This is a genomic window from Rossellomorea sp. QJM3NY_18 (assembly GCF_056173145.1).
The window spans coordinates 3,874,478-3,890,447 of record NZ_CM149659.1; the positions used below are offsets into that span (position 1 = coordinate 3,874,478).

General features: G+C 45.7%; 12 protein-coding genes and 1 riboswitch. Of the genes, 6 read left to right on the top strand and 6 right to left on the bottom strand.

The features are described 5' to 3' along the window. Positions 1-8 precede the first annotated feature (8 nt). Positions 9-3,341, top strand: a complete 3,333-nt coding sequence (locus tag AC0VXY_RS20020) for a GH36-type glycosyl hydrolase domain-containing protein (RefSeq protein ID WP_475526309.1) — start codon at positions 9-11, stop codon at positions 3,339-3,341. A 61-nt stretch (positions 3,342-3,402) separates the two neighbouring features. Here AC0VXY_RS20020 and AC0VXY_RS20025 read toward each other — a convergent pair whose 3' ends face one another. The 4 genes from AC0VXY_RS20025 to AC0VXY_RS20040 form a co-directional block, all read right to left on the bottom strand. After that, a complete protein-coding gene (locus AC0VXY_RS20025; RefSeq protein WP_098438972.1) occupies positions 3,403-3,621 on the bottom strand; it encodes a DUF2922 domain-containing protein in 219 nt (72 codons plus the stop codon). A gap of 40 nt (positions 3,622-3,661) precedes the next feature. Then, positions 3,662-3,880, bottom strand: a complete 219-nt coding sequence (locus AC0VXY_RS20030; RefSeq protein WP_060672475.1) for a DUF1659 domain-containing protein — start codon at positions 3,878-3,880, stop codon at positions 3,662-3,664. Positions 3,881-4,013: 133 nt separating this feature from the next. After that, complete coding sequence (locus AC0VXY_RS20035) at positions 4,014-5,393, bottom strand: Glu/Leu/Phe/Val family dehydrogenase (RefSeq protein ID WP_475526310.1); 1,380 nt, start codon at positions 5,391-5,393, stop codon at positions 4,014-4,016. 238 nt (positions 5,394-5,631) lie between these two features. Further along, complete coding sequence (locus AC0VXY_RS20040) at positions 5,632-6,633, bottom strand: hypothetical protein (protein WP_475526311.1); 1,002 nt, start codon at positions 6,631-6,633, stop codon at positions 5,632-5,634. Positions 6,634-6,976: 343 nt separating this feature from the next. Between AC0VXY_RS20040 and AC0VXY_RS20045 the strand changes: the two genes are divergently transcribed. The 5 genes from AC0VXY_RS20045 to AC0VXY_RS20065 all read left to right on the top strand — a co-directional run bounded on the left by AC0VXY_RS20045 (position 6,977) and on the right by AC0VXY_RS20065 (position 12,756). Next, on the top strand, positions 6,977-7,765 hold the full coding sequence (locus AC0VXY_RS20045) for an ABC transporter ATP-binding protein (RefSeq protein ID WP_475526312.1): 789 nt from the start codon (positions 6,977-6,979) through the stop codon (positions 7,763-7,765). Further along, the gene (locus AC0VXY_RS20050; protein WP_061810393.1) at positions 7,749-8,504 is read left to right on the top strand and encodes an ABC transporter permease; all 756 of its coding nucleotides are present in this window, start codon (positions 7,749-7,751) and stop codon (positions 8,502-8,504) included. Before AC0VXY_RS20045 ends, AC0VXY_RS20050 begins: the two co-directional genes overlap by 17 nt. A gap of 39 nt (positions 8,505-8,543) precedes the next feature. Beyond that, positions 8,544-9,539: an aliphatic sulfonate ABC transporter substrate-binding protein gene (locus AC0VXY_RS20055; RefSeq protein WP_475526313.1), complete on the top strand. Its 996-nt coding sequence runs from the start codon at positions 8,544-8,546 to the stop codon at positions 9,537-9,539. A gap of 62 nt (positions 9,540-9,601) precedes the next feature. Next, positions 9,602-10,192 (top strand): SCO family protein, encoded by a 591-nt coding sequence (locus tag AC0VXY_RS20060; RefSeq protein WP_435989172.1) that lies wholly within the window; start codon positions 9,602-9,604, stop codon positions 10,190-10,192. Positions 10,193-10,380: 188 nt separating this feature from the next. Then, positions 10,381-12,756 carry a putative bifunctional diguanylate cyclase/phosphodiesterase gene (locus AC0VXY_RS20065; RefSeq protein ID WP_475526314.1) on the top strand — a complete coding sequence of 792 codons (2,376 nt, stop codon included), beginning with the start codon at positions 10,381-10,383 and terminating at the stop codon, positions 12,754-12,756. Between the two features lie 96 nt (positions 12,757-12,852). Here the strand turns inward: AC0VXY_RS20065 and AC0VXY_RS20070 are convergent, their stop codons facing one another. Then, positions 12,853-13,974: a histidine kinase N-terminal domain-containing protein gene (locus AC0VXY_RS20070; RefSeq protein WP_475526315.1), complete on the bottom strand. Its 1,122-nt coding sequence runs from the start codon at positions 13,972-13,974 to the stop codon at positions 12,853-12,855. A gap of 177 nt (positions 13,975-14,151) precedes the next feature. Next, entirely contained in the window at positions 14,152-15,618 is a 1,467-nt protein-coding gene (locus AC0VXY_RS20075) for a cell wall-binding repeat-containing protein (RefSeq protein ID WP_475526316.1), read from the bottom strand. Positions 15,619-15,844: 226 nt separating this feature from the next. Further along, positions 15,845-15,930: riboswitch (cyclic di-GMP riboswitch) on the bottom strand. Positions 15,931-15,970 lie beyond the last annotated feature (40 nt).

Genomic DNA, 15,970 nt, shown 5'->3' on the forward strand with positions numbered 1-15,970 from the left:
GAAAAACGATGCATTCACATGTTCAATTAACAGCAGGGGATCTTCAATTTGATTTTTTAAAAACCGGTGACCTTTTCACCGTCACACATAAACAGAATATGATCAATCAGTTAGTGACAAACCCGATCGACGGCTCACTCAATAATCTCTATCTGCGCATTCATGAGCCTTCAGGAATCAACTTCATCCCTCTTATCGGAGTGAAGTCATCAAGCAACGTACAATTCGCTGAATCACAGGTCAAATGGACGGGATCATTTGAAACGATTTCCTATGAAGTCACGTTCACCTTAACAGAAAAAAGCGTATGGTTCTGGGATGTGAAACTTGATGGGACGGATGCTGAAGTGGACGTCATTTACGGGCAGGACCTCGGTCTTGCAGACATTGGGGCCGTTCGTTCCAACGAAGCCTATATGTCACAGTACATCGACCATAAAGTGTTCCAGGATAAAGAGAAAGGCTACGTCCTTTGCTCCCGGCAAAACCAGCCCCAATCAAGTGGATTCCCCTATATTCAACAGGGAGCCCTTGGAAGGACAATCGGCTACTCCACGGACGGATTTCAATTTTATGGACTGACATATAAAGATACGAACGAACCTGAAGCGTTAAAAAGTGCCACCCTCACAAATGAAGTCTATCAATATGAGTTTGCTTTTACAGCGCTACAATCAGAAAAAATACGACTGAACGGGTCAACGCATGTTGTTTTCTACGGTGCCTTCAAAGAAAACCATGAAGCCGCCATTTCATCACTGGAGTTTCAGGAAGAGATAGAAGCCGCATGGCAAGAAGCGGCACAGGCTCAATCTGAATTCGCTCCATTAACAAATCAAGTACGTTTGAACCCGGAATTCGGTGATCCACTATCTTCTCTATCCATGACCGAGGAAGAAGTCGGCGCCTATTTCCCTACCAGACGTAATGAAGAGCGCGAAGGAGATTCACTCCTCTCCTTCTTCACTGAAACCCATGAACATGTCGTATTGAAAGAAAAAGAATTGATGACGGAAAGACCCCATGGGCATATCCTGATGTCAGGACAGAACCATCAACTGAAAGAAGATACCATCACCACCACTTCATTCATGTATGGATTATTCAATTCTCAGCTCGTTGTTGGCAACACATCCTTCAACAAAATGATGACGAATCAACGAAATCATTCGAACGTGATGAAAACATCGGGTCAGCGAATTTACATCGAAATCGCTGGATCGTATCGATTACTTGCCATGCCATCCATGTTTGAACTTGGATTCAACTATGCGCGCTGGTACTATAAAACGGCTGATGATACGATTATCGTCACCAACTATACCGTTGTGGACTCACCTGAAGTCAGGCTTCATGTCGAATCCAAAAACAAGCAGCACCACCGCTACCTAGTCACCAATCAGGTAACGATGAACAACCATGAATATGAAGTCGGGTTTCATGTGGAAGAAGAGGCAAATGGGTTGATGATCTCGGCAGACCGCCAGTCAGAGAGCAGTGAGGTTTTCCCGCAGTTACGCTACCGGATGAACGTGGACGGCGCTTCCATTAAAGTGGGGAACGAAGAAAGAATGGCTCAAAACGTTGAAAAAAATTCTGCCTCCTTGCTTGTCATCGATATAAGTGAAACGTCCGAATGGAATATGACGATCCAGGGATTGATCGATGGGGAAGAGCAACCGTTTAAGACACGGGATACAACGGAAGAAATCGAAAAGTATCGTGCCTATTACCATAAGGTCATGAACGGATTCAGGCTATCCTTAGGCGACGATGTACCTGCAGAATTGGAAAAAGTGAACTCCCTCGCCTGGTGGTACACACATAATATGCTCGTTCATTATTCCGTTCCCCACGGGCTCGAGCAATACGGCGGAGCAGCCTGGGGTACCCGTGATGTGTGCCAGGGGCCGACGGAATACTTCATGGCGACTCAAAATTATCAATCGGTCAAAGACATCATTAAAACCGTCTACTCCCATCAGTATGAGGATGACGGAAACTGGCCGCAATGGTTCATGTTTGACCGGTACTACAAATTCCAACAGGACGACAGCCACGGGGATATCATCGTCTGGCCGCTGAAAGTCGTCGGCGACTACATTGCAGCTACGAACGATTACAGCATTCTGAATGAAAGAATCCCATATACAGAACGGAACGGATTTGGTTTTACTGAGGAAAAAGAAACACTGCTTCACCATATTCAAAAAGAAATCTCCTATATTAAGGAGAATTTCCTCCATGACACGTTCTTGTCTTCCTACGGTGATGGAGATTGGGACGATACCCTGCAGCCCGCTAACGCTCAATTGAAGAAATATATGGCCAGTAGCTGGACCGTCGCCCTCACCTATCAAGTGCTTGAGAAGCTGGCAGCCGTTCTTGATGGTACATTTGATCAGGAGGCGCAGGAGATCGGTGCATTGGCTCAGGGAATACAGAAGGATTTCAACACCTATATTCTGAAGGATGAGGTCATCCCCGGGTTTGTTTATATTGAAGAGGCGGGGAACCCGGAGTTCATGGTGCATCCGACAGATACAAAGACCGGTATTCATTACCGCCTTCTGCCAATGAACCGAAGCATCATTTCAGAGTTATTCACACCGGAACAGGCGAACGCACATTACCATTTGGTCAAAGAGCATCTCTACTGTCCCGATGGTGTACGGCTGATGAACCGTCCAGCCAAGTATGAAGGTGGAGTAAGTACACACTTTAAACGTGCCGAACAGGCTTCAAATTTCGGCCGTGAAATCGGGCTACAATACGTACATGCCCACATTCGCTATGTGGAAGCCATGGCGAAGCTCGGTAAAACCGATGAAGTGTGGCAAGGACTGCAAATCATCAATCCAATCGGCCTGAAAGACGTCGTGCCAAATGCCGAAAGAAGACAAAGCAATGCGTACTTCAGCAGCTCGGACGGTAAATTCAATACCCGCTATGAAGCACAGGAACGGTTCAACGAACTGCGTGACGGAAGTGTACCGGTCAAAGGCGGATGGAGAATCTACTCAAGTGGTCCTGGAATCTATATGAACCAGCTGATTTCAAATTGTTTGGGTATTCGTCAGGAAGGGGAAGATTGGGTCATCGATCCGGTATTACCACTCAACCTCAACGGATTGAGAATGGACTTCGAGATCATGAATCGCCCTGTCACCTTTGTCTATCATCTTGGTCAGCCTGAATCAAACCGTGTCGTCGTGAACGGGAAGGAAGCCTCTTTTGAACAGATGTCCAACCGTTACCGCCGAGGCGGGATCAAACTGAAACGACAGGAACTTGAAAAATGGCTTCATGAAGAATCAAATACGATTGAAGTATATGTATAAGATCAAAAAAGGCAGCGGGAACCGTAATGGTTTCCGCTGCCTTTAAAATTCCTCCACTAAATTACATCACATCATAATCCGTCACATTACGTTCCACCACCCGGGCACCTTCCACGCTCACAAATGCACCCGTCGCACTTGCAAATACATTAGTCGTAATCAGGTTGTCCATCGCGGCTTTCACAGCCACTGTATCAATCGGCTCGATCGGGTCATTAATGGATAACTTTGCTGACTTCCCCGTCTCGGTTTTAAATTCCAGTTCCAATACTTTTGCCATCGTTTATACCTCCTTCCCATGTGGTATCACTCACTTTCTCTTACTCATTAATGTCAAAACTCTGGAGCTTCTCAACGTTGAAAAGTGCTTTGGATGAAAGACTCGCGATGGATAATGCTGCACTGTTCATCTCATCGGCTGATGCCAGGGCATTGATGTAGCTGTACGATTTGTACGCGAACTTAGGCTTCCCTTTCTCATCCTGACCATCATTGTAAGCGAGACGAATTCTCGTCGACTTCAGATCCGCTGTTGCCATGTGCCTCACCTCCTTTCACCCTTTATATAGGCGAAGGAGAGACAGAAAGACACCTTACATAAAAAAATATTTAGAGGGACGGACCTCGACTCCTAGCACCAGCTCTTAGGAATAGATGTCCGTCCCTCAAATGTTAATACAGTTTCCCTTGTCGATATAGGACCGTCGAGAGTTTCATGACGGAGTGGATGTAGCAGTTCTGGCGGAGTGGGAAAGGGTCTCCGAAGAAGAGGGGCAGGACGGTATCAAGGGTGGTTTTCATTTTGTCGTAGAGGAGGTTGAAGACTTCTTCCTCTGTGTAGAACTGGGTTTCCCTGCCTTGCAGCCATTCGAAGTAGGAGACGATCACCCCTCCTGCATTGGCCAGGATGTCGGGGATGACGATGACACCCTTATCACTCAAGTACGAATCCGCTTCAGTCGTAATTGGCGCGTTCGCCCCTTCCACGATGATTCTTGCTTTCACTTTCCCTACATTATCCTTATGTACCTGATCTTCAAGGGCAGCGAGCATCAGAACGTCAACGTCCAAATACAGGACCTCATCACGCTCTTGAATTTCCGCCTTTACTCCTATTTCCTTCAATTGTCCATCTTCAGTCGGCAGGTCACCCTTATTCTTCATCGTGAACTCGACCAGTGCCGGGATATCAAGACCATCTGCATTGTACAGGGTCACATTCCGGTCGCTCACCGCCACCACTTTGTTTTGCAGGTGGGTGGACTGGTGGGCTTCAAGAGCTGCAACCGATCCAACGTTCCCGAATCCCTGGACGGCGATCGTCAAGGGACGGTCTTCATAATCAAGGGCCGTTTTCGCAAATATATTATCCGTCTTCGTCAGCAGGCTCTTCTGTTCCTTCACGAAATTATGGACGAGGTATCGGAAGGTAAAGAACACGCCTTTCCCCGTCGCCTCCCGTCGGCCAAGGGAGCCGCCATTCACGACGCTTTTCCCGGTAAAGCTTCCTCTATATGGCATCCCTGGACGAATGCTCTTGTACTCGGCCATCATCCAGTCCATTTCCCGTTCGCCGGATCCCATATCAGGAGCCGGGATATCCTTATCAGGTCCGAGGATGTCACTGAAGTACTGCACATATTTTCTCGCGATCAAATGAAGCTCCTTCTCGGAATACTCGCGGGGATTCAGGATGATTCCGCCTTTCCCGCCGCCGAACGGTACGTCATGAAGGGCATTCTTCAACGTCATCAACGACGCCAGGTTCACAACCTCTTCCTCATTCACCGACTCATGGAAACGGATCCCGCCCTTATATGGCCCGAGGGCATTGTTATGCTGAACGCGGAACGCAGGGATCCGGACGACTTTCTCATCATCCAGTGGAATCCTCAAATACGATTTATGTACGTGATTCGGCGTCGACAGGATCGACGTCAACGACGTAAACGCTTTCTTTCTGTTCTCACCTTTCACTTCCGGTAAAAATGACTGATCCTCTAGTAACGCGTTTAATGATTTTTGGACAATATCTCTCGTTTGGCTGATCAAATTTGGTCCCTCCTATTGGTTTTAAAGAAAATTTTGGTATTTAGTATAGGGTTACCCTCTTTAGGGTGGTTAAAAACGAGTAATTTCTTATTCGGCATGGAAATTCCAGCATGGCAAACGCCACATATTGAGGATGGGAGATAGTTGTCAGGTGACGTTGTCTCTGAGCAAGAAAGAGACATCCCCGAAAAACGGGATGCCTCTTTTAACCTTACTCTACCAACTGTGATACCTTACTCTACCAACTGTGATAAATGATTGTTCCATTTTCCACTTTTAATAATTCCCCCGAGTCCCCTTCCTCAACTATATAAGGTTCTCCACTCCGAATGACAGTGTCAACCAAGGCAGCGAATTGTTCCCTTGTGTACTTCTTAGACTGAAAGGTCATCAGGTCGATAAAAAGGTCTTTATACTCCACGTTGGCTGCTGATACGAGAGAAACGGTGGCGATTATTTTCCTGCCGATGATGACATTGGACACATCCGAGTTTGGAGTATAGTAAAAACGCGCTCCATATTTTCTCGCAATGTCGTCATATCCTTTTCCGATTTTATAGATACTGAAATCACGACTTAGTTTAAACGTATGGCCATTAGGATCTGTCATCGTAAATTCCAGCGGGTACAGCTCATCTTCCGGATCGTTCTCATCTAAGCTATCTTCCTTTTCTTCAGATACTGTACCGCTGTTGCTTACTTCTTTTGGTTTCGAAGCTTGTTCTTCCCTCTGGTTTTGAGCTAATTTCTCTTCTTCCCTGCGTTTTTGGGCTACTCTCTCTTCTTCCTTACGCTTATTCTCTTCAGCTTCTGCTTTCGCCATGTTGATTTCGTCCTCCACTATGACAGACCTTTTTTTGTTTTCTAAACGGTTTTCTTGGTTCGTTACCTTCTCTGTCTTTTGGTCAACTTCCTCGACCTCCCCCCTTGGTTCCACTGCCATTTTTTTAAGATACTGAACTGACTTCAACTTGTACTCTTCTATAGAATTCAACATTTGTTCTTCTTCCGTTTTATGCAGGTTCCCCTCCCCTTCTTCATAAACTGCTTGGGTTTCCTCTTCCGCCTGCACGTATCGTTCATGTTCCGGTCCTTTCTCTGTTCCTGAAATGATGTAAATGGTAAGCAATGAAAATACGAAAATACCAAGTGCTGCTGCAATGAGACTACCCCGTTTATCACCTTTCCAAATCCTGTTTTCTGAAGTTCTTGAAAGGTTTTCTTTGTTTACATTTTTCATTTTTTTCCTCCTGTCATAAATGGCAATTTTTTAACGCCTGGTACGAGAAACCTGTAGTTCGAATCACTGTAATGATGAAACCAATCATAAACTTTCCTATTGTCAGACATCCCATCCCCCCGCTTTTCCTTTATATACATTAGACGATGCTGACCTTATGAATATTTCATTTATTTGGATATTTTTTCATTTTATTTACAAATATTCTGATTAGGTTGACAAGTGCTCCTTTTTTTCTGTTACCAAAATAAAGGAAACCTTGACAACCTCCCCCAATATACTATAATTGTATTATTTATATTCCGACTAAACTAATAAGAATTATAAGATAAGGGGTGATGAGATGTTCATCAAGATCAACCATTTAAATAAGCAATATCTTGATAAGACGGGTAAGCCCACAGACGTGCTAAAAGAGATTAATCTCGAAATTGATAAGGGTGAATTCGTCTCCATCCTGGGACCATCGGGTTGCGGGAAATCCACCCTCCTTTCGATTGTGGCAGGATTGACCGACTCTACATCCGGAGAAGTCCTTGTAGACGGAAATCCAATCAAGAAACCCGGAAAAGACCGGGGCATGGTCTTCCAGCAGGCTGCGCTGTTCCCGTGGCTGAATGTCCGGGACAACGTCACATTCCCTTTGAAAAAAGAAATGTCCAAGAAAGAAGCAAGAGCCCAGGCCGCCAAATACTTACATATGGTCCAGCTCGGAAACTATCAGGATCATTATCCCCATGAGCTTTCTGGAGGAATGCAGCAGCGGGTGGCAATCGCCCGTGCCCTCTCCATGAATCCAGAGATCCTGCTCATGGATGAACCATTCGGCGCCTTGGATGAACAGACCCGCTCACGCCTCCACCACCAGCTTGAAACGATCTGGATGGAAACGAAGAAGACCGTCCTGTTCGTCACTCACAGTATCTCGGAGTCTATCAAGCTATCAGACCGGATCATCGTCATGGGGACCCGGCCCGGAACGATTTTAGCGGATATCAAAGTGGATATCCCTCGTCCACGGGATGCCCATAAGGAAGAAATGGTGAAAATCGAAGAACATATCATGAGCTATTTAAAGAAGGAAATCGACAAAGTGATAAGTGAGGAATTGGCCTATGAACACAGCTCTTAAACGCATCATCTTTTTTGCCCTCATCATCGGCCTTTGGGAATCGGGGTCACGATTGGGATTCTGGACGGAAATCATCCTTCCATCACCTACATCCGTTTTCCATTCACTCTACACAGGGATTGCCGATCAGACCCTGATTATCGATCTGATCGCGAGCTTTAAACGGCTCTTCATCGGTCTTGGGATTTCGTTAGTCATCGGCACAAGCATCGGCGTACTTCTGGCAAAATCAAAAACTGCCGACGATACGCTCGGATCTTTGCTACTCGCTTTTCAAAGTGTACCGAGCATTGTCTGGCTGCCACTGGCCATCATGTGGTTCGGACTCAATGAAAAAGCTGTCATATTCGTGGTCATCCTCGGGGGAACATTCGTCATGGCCCTGAACATCCGGATGGGGATCAAAAACGTCTCCCCCCTCTTTTTAAAAGCCGCACAAACGATGGGCTCGAGAGGATTGGACTTATTCATCCGGGTCATCTTTCCGGCGTCGATCCCCTATGTGGTCACCGGATCGCGCCTTGCCTGGGCATTCGCATGGCGGGCACTGATGGCAGGCGAACTCCTCAGTACCGGTCCGGGGCTTGGATACACGCTCCGCTACGCCTCGGATTTCGGTGACATGAGCCTTGTGATCGCCGTCATGATCATCATCGGTGTCATCGGGGCCATCGTCGATCAATTGCTTTTCCAGCGCATCGAGAAATCCGTCATCAAACGCTGGGGATTGGAATCGTAAACAAATTTGCGGGTTCACCCGCACTTAGGAGGATAAATAATGAAAAAGATGTTTTTACTTGTCACGATTTTCTTCACATTCCTTGGGATTCTCGCCGGCTGCGGGACTGAAAAGAGCTCGGGTGGCGATGTAAGCAAGAAAGTCGTCATCGGTTATTTCCCTAATATTAACCACGTCCCGGCCATGGTTGCAAAAGACAAAGGATTTTATGAAAAACAGCTGGGAGACGGCACGAAGGTGGAATACAAAACATTCCCGGATGGTTCTTCGTTCATGACCGCCTTGAAAACGGGTGATATCGATGCGGGTCTTGTGGGACCTGGCCCAGCCATGAATAACTATATGACCGGCGCCGACGTGAAAATCATCGGCGGCGGATCGACGGGAGGAACCGTGGTCCTTGCAAGTAAAGAAAGCGGCGTGAAGTCCGTAGAGGATTTTGCAGGCAAATCTTTCATCACGCCGGCAGTCGGTTGTACTCATGATGTCCAGGTGGAAACCTTCCTCGGCGAGCACGGGATCGAGTCCCAGCGCATCGGGGGCACGATGAAGCACGTAACAGGAAACCCTGCACAATATGCGAACATGCTGAAATCCGGAAAAGTCGACATTGCCGTCGCTCCTGAACCTTGGGCAGCCGTGATCCAACAAGAAACAGGCGCCAACATCATCATCAATTATGATGAAATTTCTTTCGGGGAAACACTACCTGCTTCCGTACTCGTGGCGTCAGGGAAATCGGTAAAAGAACATCCTGACACGATTCAAAAGATCGTCGATGCCCATAAAGAAGCGACTTCATTTATAGAAGAAAATCCTGAAGAAGCAAAAGAAATCACGATCAAAGACGTAAAAGAAGTCACAGGCCAGGAACTGAGTAAAGAAGTCGTCGACCAGGCATGGGAACGAATCGGATTCACCTACAAAGTAGATTCAGACGCCGTCCAGGCATTCGCCGACTCCTCTTACGAACTCAAATTCCTGAAAGAAAAACCAGAATTCACCGATCTCATCGACAAACAATTCATCGACTAACGAAGCAAGGTCCGTCCCTCCACGTGGAGGGACGGACCTCTATTATAGAAGGGGGTAGCGCAGTGGGTGTGAAGTCTATGGTTTCAATCGTGGCATTGGGTTTTCTGTTGTTGGGTGGATGTCAGCGGCAGGATGCGGAGGAGTCGTTTCCGATGAAGGTGGAGGTCGGGGACTTATCCGCCGTTGATCAGAATGGGGAGAAGACGTCGCTTGCCGCTCTCAATAAAGGGAAGATCGTGGTGGCCGATTTTATTTTCACGAATTGTGATACGGTCTGTCTGCCGATGACGGCGAATATGGCTAAGCTTCAGAAAAAGATTGGGGAGGCCGGGTGGGAGGATGAGGTCCAATTGGTTTCGATCAGCGTCGATCCGGCGCATGACACTCCGGATGTGCTGAAGGAATACAGCAGCCGGTATGAATTCAATGCCGGGAACTGGAGCTTCCTGACGGGATACACCCGGGATGAGATTGAATCTTTCGCCAATGTGTCGTTTAAAACTCCTGCCGCGGAGGTAGAGGGTTCAAATCAGTTCGTGCACGGGACCTCTTTTTATCTGGTGAGTGAGAACGGGATTTTGTTGAAACAGTATGAAGGTGTGTCGAATCCGCCTTATGAGGAAATGATTGAAGATATGGAGCGATTGAAGTGACCTTTCCGGGTGGTTCGGGGAGGTTTTTTGATTAGGGTAAATCCGATCGTTCAATCCCTTGTCGATTAACAGAAGAAAAACATAAAAAATAAGAAAATTCCGTCGAAATACATGATATACTGTTAGAAATAGGTATTTGGACGGAGGTACAAATGGCTGATTCCCTACTAATTTTCATAAATATAACCATGAGTGTTTTATTATCGGCCGGCTGCAGCTATTTGGCACTGAAGGAAGCGTTCAAGCGAAACGGCCAGAAACAACTGGTGAGCAAAAAGGATTTATGGCTCCCTTCCTTTATTTATACAATTTTTTATTGCATGCTCCACGCTTCCGTGATGTTGATGGTTTCATACGAGATTTTCATCCAACGGTTCATCTATTTCGCTCCAATCTTTTTGGTCATTTGTTTTTTCAGTATTTATCTGTCTCTCCGTCTATTTCAGGACGTGAATACGGATAAGGTTCACTTTATCAAGGGAGGGTTCATCTTTTCCCTGATCATGATGGCGGGGAATTTCGCCACGTATATCGGGTTGATTTATCCTTATGTTGAATTAAAACCGATGTACATAGGTTTAACGATCTTGATGACCCTTGGTGTGACGTTCCCTTTTTTCCGGATGCTCCTGCAGCTCAACAATCAGGAAAACAGTTCCTATCGAGGGAAAACGCACGCATTCTGGAGCTTTATTATGGGGCTTGGTTTCTCAGGTATTACCTATCTGACGGCTTACTCCCTTCTTTCACCAGAGAAATATGGACCGCAGCTTTCCCGGGTGGAAAACAATCAGATGCTTCCTTTTATCATTGAGATGGGTATCCTGCTGGCACTCTGGTTCATTCCGGACCAATTGGCCCATGATTTACATAAAAAACAGATGAAGGATATTTACGAGAAAGAACAGGAATACAGGTCCTTATATCAGAATAATCTTTCTGCCATTTTCACGTATAATCGAGATGGTGTCATTATAGAGGCCAATAATAGAGCTGCGGATATGACGGGCTACCCTATGGATATGATGATTGGTCAAGGCTTCCAATCGTATGTCATGGAGAAGGATCTGGACGAGATCCAGACCGCATTCCAGAAATCCTTGATCGGTGAGCCCTCGAAGTTCGAAATGAAATTCCCCCATCGGAAAGGGCACATTATGTCCCTTCAGGTCATTGTGGTACCGATCTACCTCGATGGGGAAGTGACGGGGGCTCATGTCCTGGCGACGGATATTACGGAAGCGATCCGGGATAAGGAGCAAATTCAATACCTCGCTTATCATGATGAACTGACAGGATTACCGAACCGGCGCTATTTTAATGAAGAGTTCGAGAAGAAAGTACAGGAGGGTCATGAGCAGATGGCCATCCTGCTACTCGACTTGAACCGATTTAAAATCGTCAATGATACATTGGGCCATGGATACGGGGATGAGCTCATCTCCCGTGTAGGGAAAAGATGTGTAAAAGTGCTGGGAACGAAAGACTTCATTGCACGGATGAGCGGTGACGAGTTCATCGTCCTTCTTCCTTCCATCAGATGCCGGAATGACGTCCATAAGGTGGCGGCTGCGATTCATGAAAGTCTGGAGACCCCATTTGATATCGGGGGCCATGACATCATCACGTCCACTTCCATCGGGATTTCCCTCTACCCGAATGACGGTCATGATCTTTCCACCTTGTTGAAAAAGGCCGACATCGCCATGTATACGATGAAAAAGAGCGAAGGCGCGTATCAGCTTTTATTTTCCGATCAACTTGAGGAGAAAGGCATCAACCCGATCGAGCTTGAGGAGAACCTGAGAAAAGCGCTGATCAACGAAGAGTTTGAACTGTATTACCAGCCCCAACTCTCCTTGATGACAAACAAGATCGTCGGGGTGGAAGCGTTGGTCAGATGGAATCACCCGGTCAAAGGGCTGATTTCACCCGTGGACTTCATTCCTTTAGCTGAAGAAACGGGACTGATCATTCCACTGGGACACCGCATTCTAATTGAAGCATGCAAGCAGCTGAAAGTCTGGATTCAGGAGGGTCATGAATTCAAGATCTCAATCAATGTCTCTTCCCGTCAATTCCATGATGCTACATTTGTCGACATGGTGAGGGATGTGCTGAACACATATGACGTGCCCCCTTCCCTCATCGAACTCGAAGTCACGGAAAGCACGACGATGCATCATGTGGAAGAAGCCCTGACGAAACTGACTGCCCTACGGGAAATCGGCGTATCCATTGCCATTGATGATTTCGGCATTGAATACAGCTCGTTAAGCTACCTGCAGAAATTCTCGATTCAAACGTTGAAGATCGATCGGAGCTTCATCATGGGACTGGATGATCATGAATCCAATAAAGCGATCGTTTCCGCCATTCATGCCATGGCCAAGCATTTGAATCTGACCATCGTGGCAGAAGGTATCGAAACCGAATCACAGCTGGCATGGTTGAAGAAATTGGAATGTGAGTATGCACAAGGTTACTATTTCAGCAGGCCTTTGCCGGCTGGGGAGCTGATGGATTATATCCATGCACGGGGAACCTCTTCAGCTGTCGGGTGACATAAACCCTGGAGAGGATGAGGATATCCAGGGTTTTCAAAAAAATATATATAAAAGATTCCCAGCGCAGAATTTGCACCAGGAATCTTTAAACTCTTACACTATCAAATTAGTTTCAACAGGGATCCCAATCGTAAACGTGGTCCAATTATCATCAGAATGACAGTATATTTCACCACCATGCTTTTCAATCAACTTCTTACAAATATAAAGACCGATCCCGGTCCCGAGATCTTTCGTCGTGTAAAAAGGTTCAAAGATTGCTTCGATGGTTTCTTCTTTGATCTGGGGCCCATTGTTGGAGATGATGAGATTCGTCCTGCCTTCCTTCACATCACAGGCGACATTGATCTGCCTGTGCCCGTTCACTTCTTGAAGGGCGTCGATGGAGTTCATGATGAGGTTGAGAAATACCTGCCTTAACTCATCACGATTTCCGAGCACTTTGATATCTTCCTCACATTTGAAATCGATTGACACATCCCCATCCAGGAGGCTCGGATACAGGAACTCGATGGTTTCTTCCAAGTGATCGGTCAGGATGATTTCTTCCCTTGTACTATCGATCAGGTCTTTTCTCGATACGTGAAGGAATTGAGAGATGCGGTAATTTAGTTGCTCAAGCTCATGCTGCATGATATCCAGGTATGGAAGATCAGGGTAGCCATTCTGCAGGAGCTTAGTGAAACCGATGATGGACGTCAGGGGGTTCCGAAATTCGTGAACGAAGCTTGAACTCATCTGACCTAGGATCGTCAATCGTTCCTTGTGGGTCTGGTCGATATACAGTTCCTTCTCTTGAAGCTGCTGCTCTTTTATTTCCGTATATTTTCTGACAGCTAGATAGGAAAATCGGTCAAATAGCGAATTAATATCTTCAATCAAGGGCTGCAATGTCCGCAGTTCGATTCCAGAATTACTCACCCATTTAATGATGATGCTCTTGCCTATATTCACGTTATATACGAATTCGCTGATATTCACGTTGGCATTGACCCGTTCAAGAGCCGTCTTGTTGGCAAGTGTGGTGATTTCTTCTTCCGTGAGGGGCTTCACAATCGCACGCTTCACTAATTGAAACATCTTCACACCATTGTTCAATACTTCTTCTTTATATATATCATTATCTGAAATGACGATACTTTTGCGCCAATTATGTAGAAATTCGTCTGAATGATCTTCCAGGTATTGTATCAGCATGGTTGAAGCACTAGTCATTGATTGGCATTCCCTTCATTCCGGTTATTGTCGAAATATTCGTTGATAATATCATAACAGAAAATCAGCGGCAGGATGATAATCATTTGGTATTTTCTTCAGGTTGGGTCGTTTCAGTTGCTGAAAATAAAAAAAGACGAAGGCCCGCCCCTGGGGATGACCATTCGTCCTTCTCAATTACAAACCGCTTAGCTCTTGCACCACTTGTTCAGAAATAGCCCCTTCTCCGCCAAGTACAGTGTAATACCAGGTTCTATTATCTGAAATATATGTTCTTACCGAGGCTGGCACTTTATTTTTCTGAACCAGAATAATAGGTTCATAGTATTTTGCTGCAAGGACGGATCCTGTTAGGGCATCTGCAAAATTTTCTCCTGTTGCAACTGTAATGATATCCCTCGGAATTTGAAGCTGAGTGGCGATGTTGACCGATGTTTCATAACGGTCTTTACCTGAAATTCGAAAAGGATTCTTTTTAGCAAGTTGTTTTTCCACCTGCTCTGAGATGACTGCTTTCCCACCCACAATAATCGTATCCGTAACAGACTTCAGGGCTCCCTTCGTTTCACTCGCTAATTCTTGTTTAGGGCTCAAAAGGATCGGAATCCCATTGGATGCAGCATATGGGGCGATGGATAATGCATCCGGGAAGTTACCGCCATAGGCGATGACTGCTTGTTTATAATCACCCAGTTGCTTGGCAATGTTAGCTGCCGTTTCATATCTTGTCTTCCCTCCGATCCGCTGTACATCCAAGCCGTTTTTCCTCAGGTCCTTGGCAACTTCCTCGGATATTGCACCCTCCCCTCCTAAAATGACCACTTTCTTTGCCCCTAATTCTTTTATTCGTGCTTTCACCTTATTATTTAAGCTGCCTTTTGGATTTAATAGTATCGGTGCATCTTCTTGATAAGCAAAGGGGGCACCTGCCAAGGCGTCAGGAAATGTGGTGTCTCTTGTTAATACAACCGTATCTGAACCGTCCGGCCATCCTGCCTTTGAGATTTCAATGGCAGTATCGTACCGGTCGTTCCCGTATATCCGATACACATTATCTGTGGCTTCTTCTCCAGTAAAAGCGGTGAGTCCATATACTCCGTCTTCACCAAACATGTTTAGATCTGTGGCTACCAGATAATACGAACCTGGCGGTAAAGAATAATAGATCAGTAGTTTTTCACTTCCCTCTTGGAGCAATTCATCCGGATAAATCGGCTCGCCATTCGGACTGAATAGCAAATATCCAAGGTCATTGAGTGGCGTCAATGTGGTTCCGTAAATATACGTATCTTGAGTTTCATCCATACTTAAGCTATAAAAATCCAAATCTTCTTCCCACCAAAAGCTTCCAAATAGGATATCGTCAAGTTGTATAGCGTCAGCCTGATGAGGGGAATCATTGGGTTCCTGCTCATATATATCCCCCATCAATTTCATATCATCTACTTTCTTAGAACCTCTCATCTTTTCCTTCAGTTCATGAGAGATTGAATCACCGAGTACCTTGAATGATTGTTTTTTTGAAACAGAGAAAATTTCTTTTTTGATGGATGATCGATCAAAGGTACCAGCAGCAAGTATTGGAGTGATACTGAAACTGAAGATAAGTAGAAACACACATAAGCAGGTGCAGATTTTCGTCATTACCTCAACTCCTATTCAATTTATTATGTAGGGCCTTTTTGCCACGCAGAAATGAAAATTTTTGTGAGAGGGTTCCAACGAGTGAAGCAAATCAATGATTTTGGTTAAATAATGAAAGCTGTGAGGTTCAAGCTTTGAAATAGTGCTAGAGATGGTGAAGGAGAAGGTAAGATATGCAAATGGAATATGAGAATTCCAGTGTGGTGATAGAATGGAAAACGGCGTATACGGTAGCTGGCTGGCATCGTCTCAACGACGGAAACCCCTATAGCTCTGCGCCACCATTTTTCAATGGGTTTGCCTTTATCGTACGCTTTTTTAAAAGTATTTATAATATCGGGTTTAGAAAATA

Coding starts and splice junctions, on each gene's coding strand:
- AC0VXY_RS20020 (WP_475526309.1), top strand. CDS start 9: ATGCATTCACATGTTCAATTAACAGCAGGGGATCTTCAATTTGATTTT.
- AC0VXY_RS20025 (WP_098438972.1), bottom strand. CDS start 3,621: ATGGCAAAAGTATTGGAACTGGAATTTAAAACCGAGACGGGGAAGTCA.
- AC0VXY_RS20030 (WP_060672475.1), bottom strand. CDS start 3,880: ATGGCAACAGCGGATCTGAAGTCGACGAGAATTCGTCTCGCTTACAAT.
- AC0VXY_RS20040 (WP_475526311.1), bottom strand. CDS start 6,633: ATGAAAAATGTAAACAAAGAAAACCTTTCAAGAACTTCAGAAAACAGG.
- AC0VXY_RS20045 (WP_475526312.1), top strand. CDS start 6,977: ATGTTCATCAAGATCAACCATTTAAATAAGCAATATCTTGATAAGACG.
- AC0VXY_RS20050 (WP_061810393.1), top strand. CDS start 7,749: ATGAACACAGCTCTTAAACGCATCATCTTTTTTGCCCTCATCATCGGC.
- AC0VXY_RS20055 (WP_475526313.1), top strand. CDS start 8,544: ATGAAAAAGATGTTTTTACTTGTCACGATTTTCTTCACATTCCTTGGG.
- AC0VXY_RS20065 (WP_475526314.1), top strand. CDS start 10,381: ATGAGTGTTTTATTATCGGCCGGCTGCAGCTATTTGGCACTGAAGGAA.
- AC0VXY_RS20070 (WP_475526315.1), bottom strand. CDS start 13,974: ATGACTAGTGCTTCAACCATGCTGATACAATACCTGGAAGATCATTCA.
- AC0VXY_RS20075 (WP_475526316.1), bottom strand. CDS start 15,618: ATGACGAAAATCTGCACCTGCTTATGTGTGTTTCTACTTATCTTCAGT.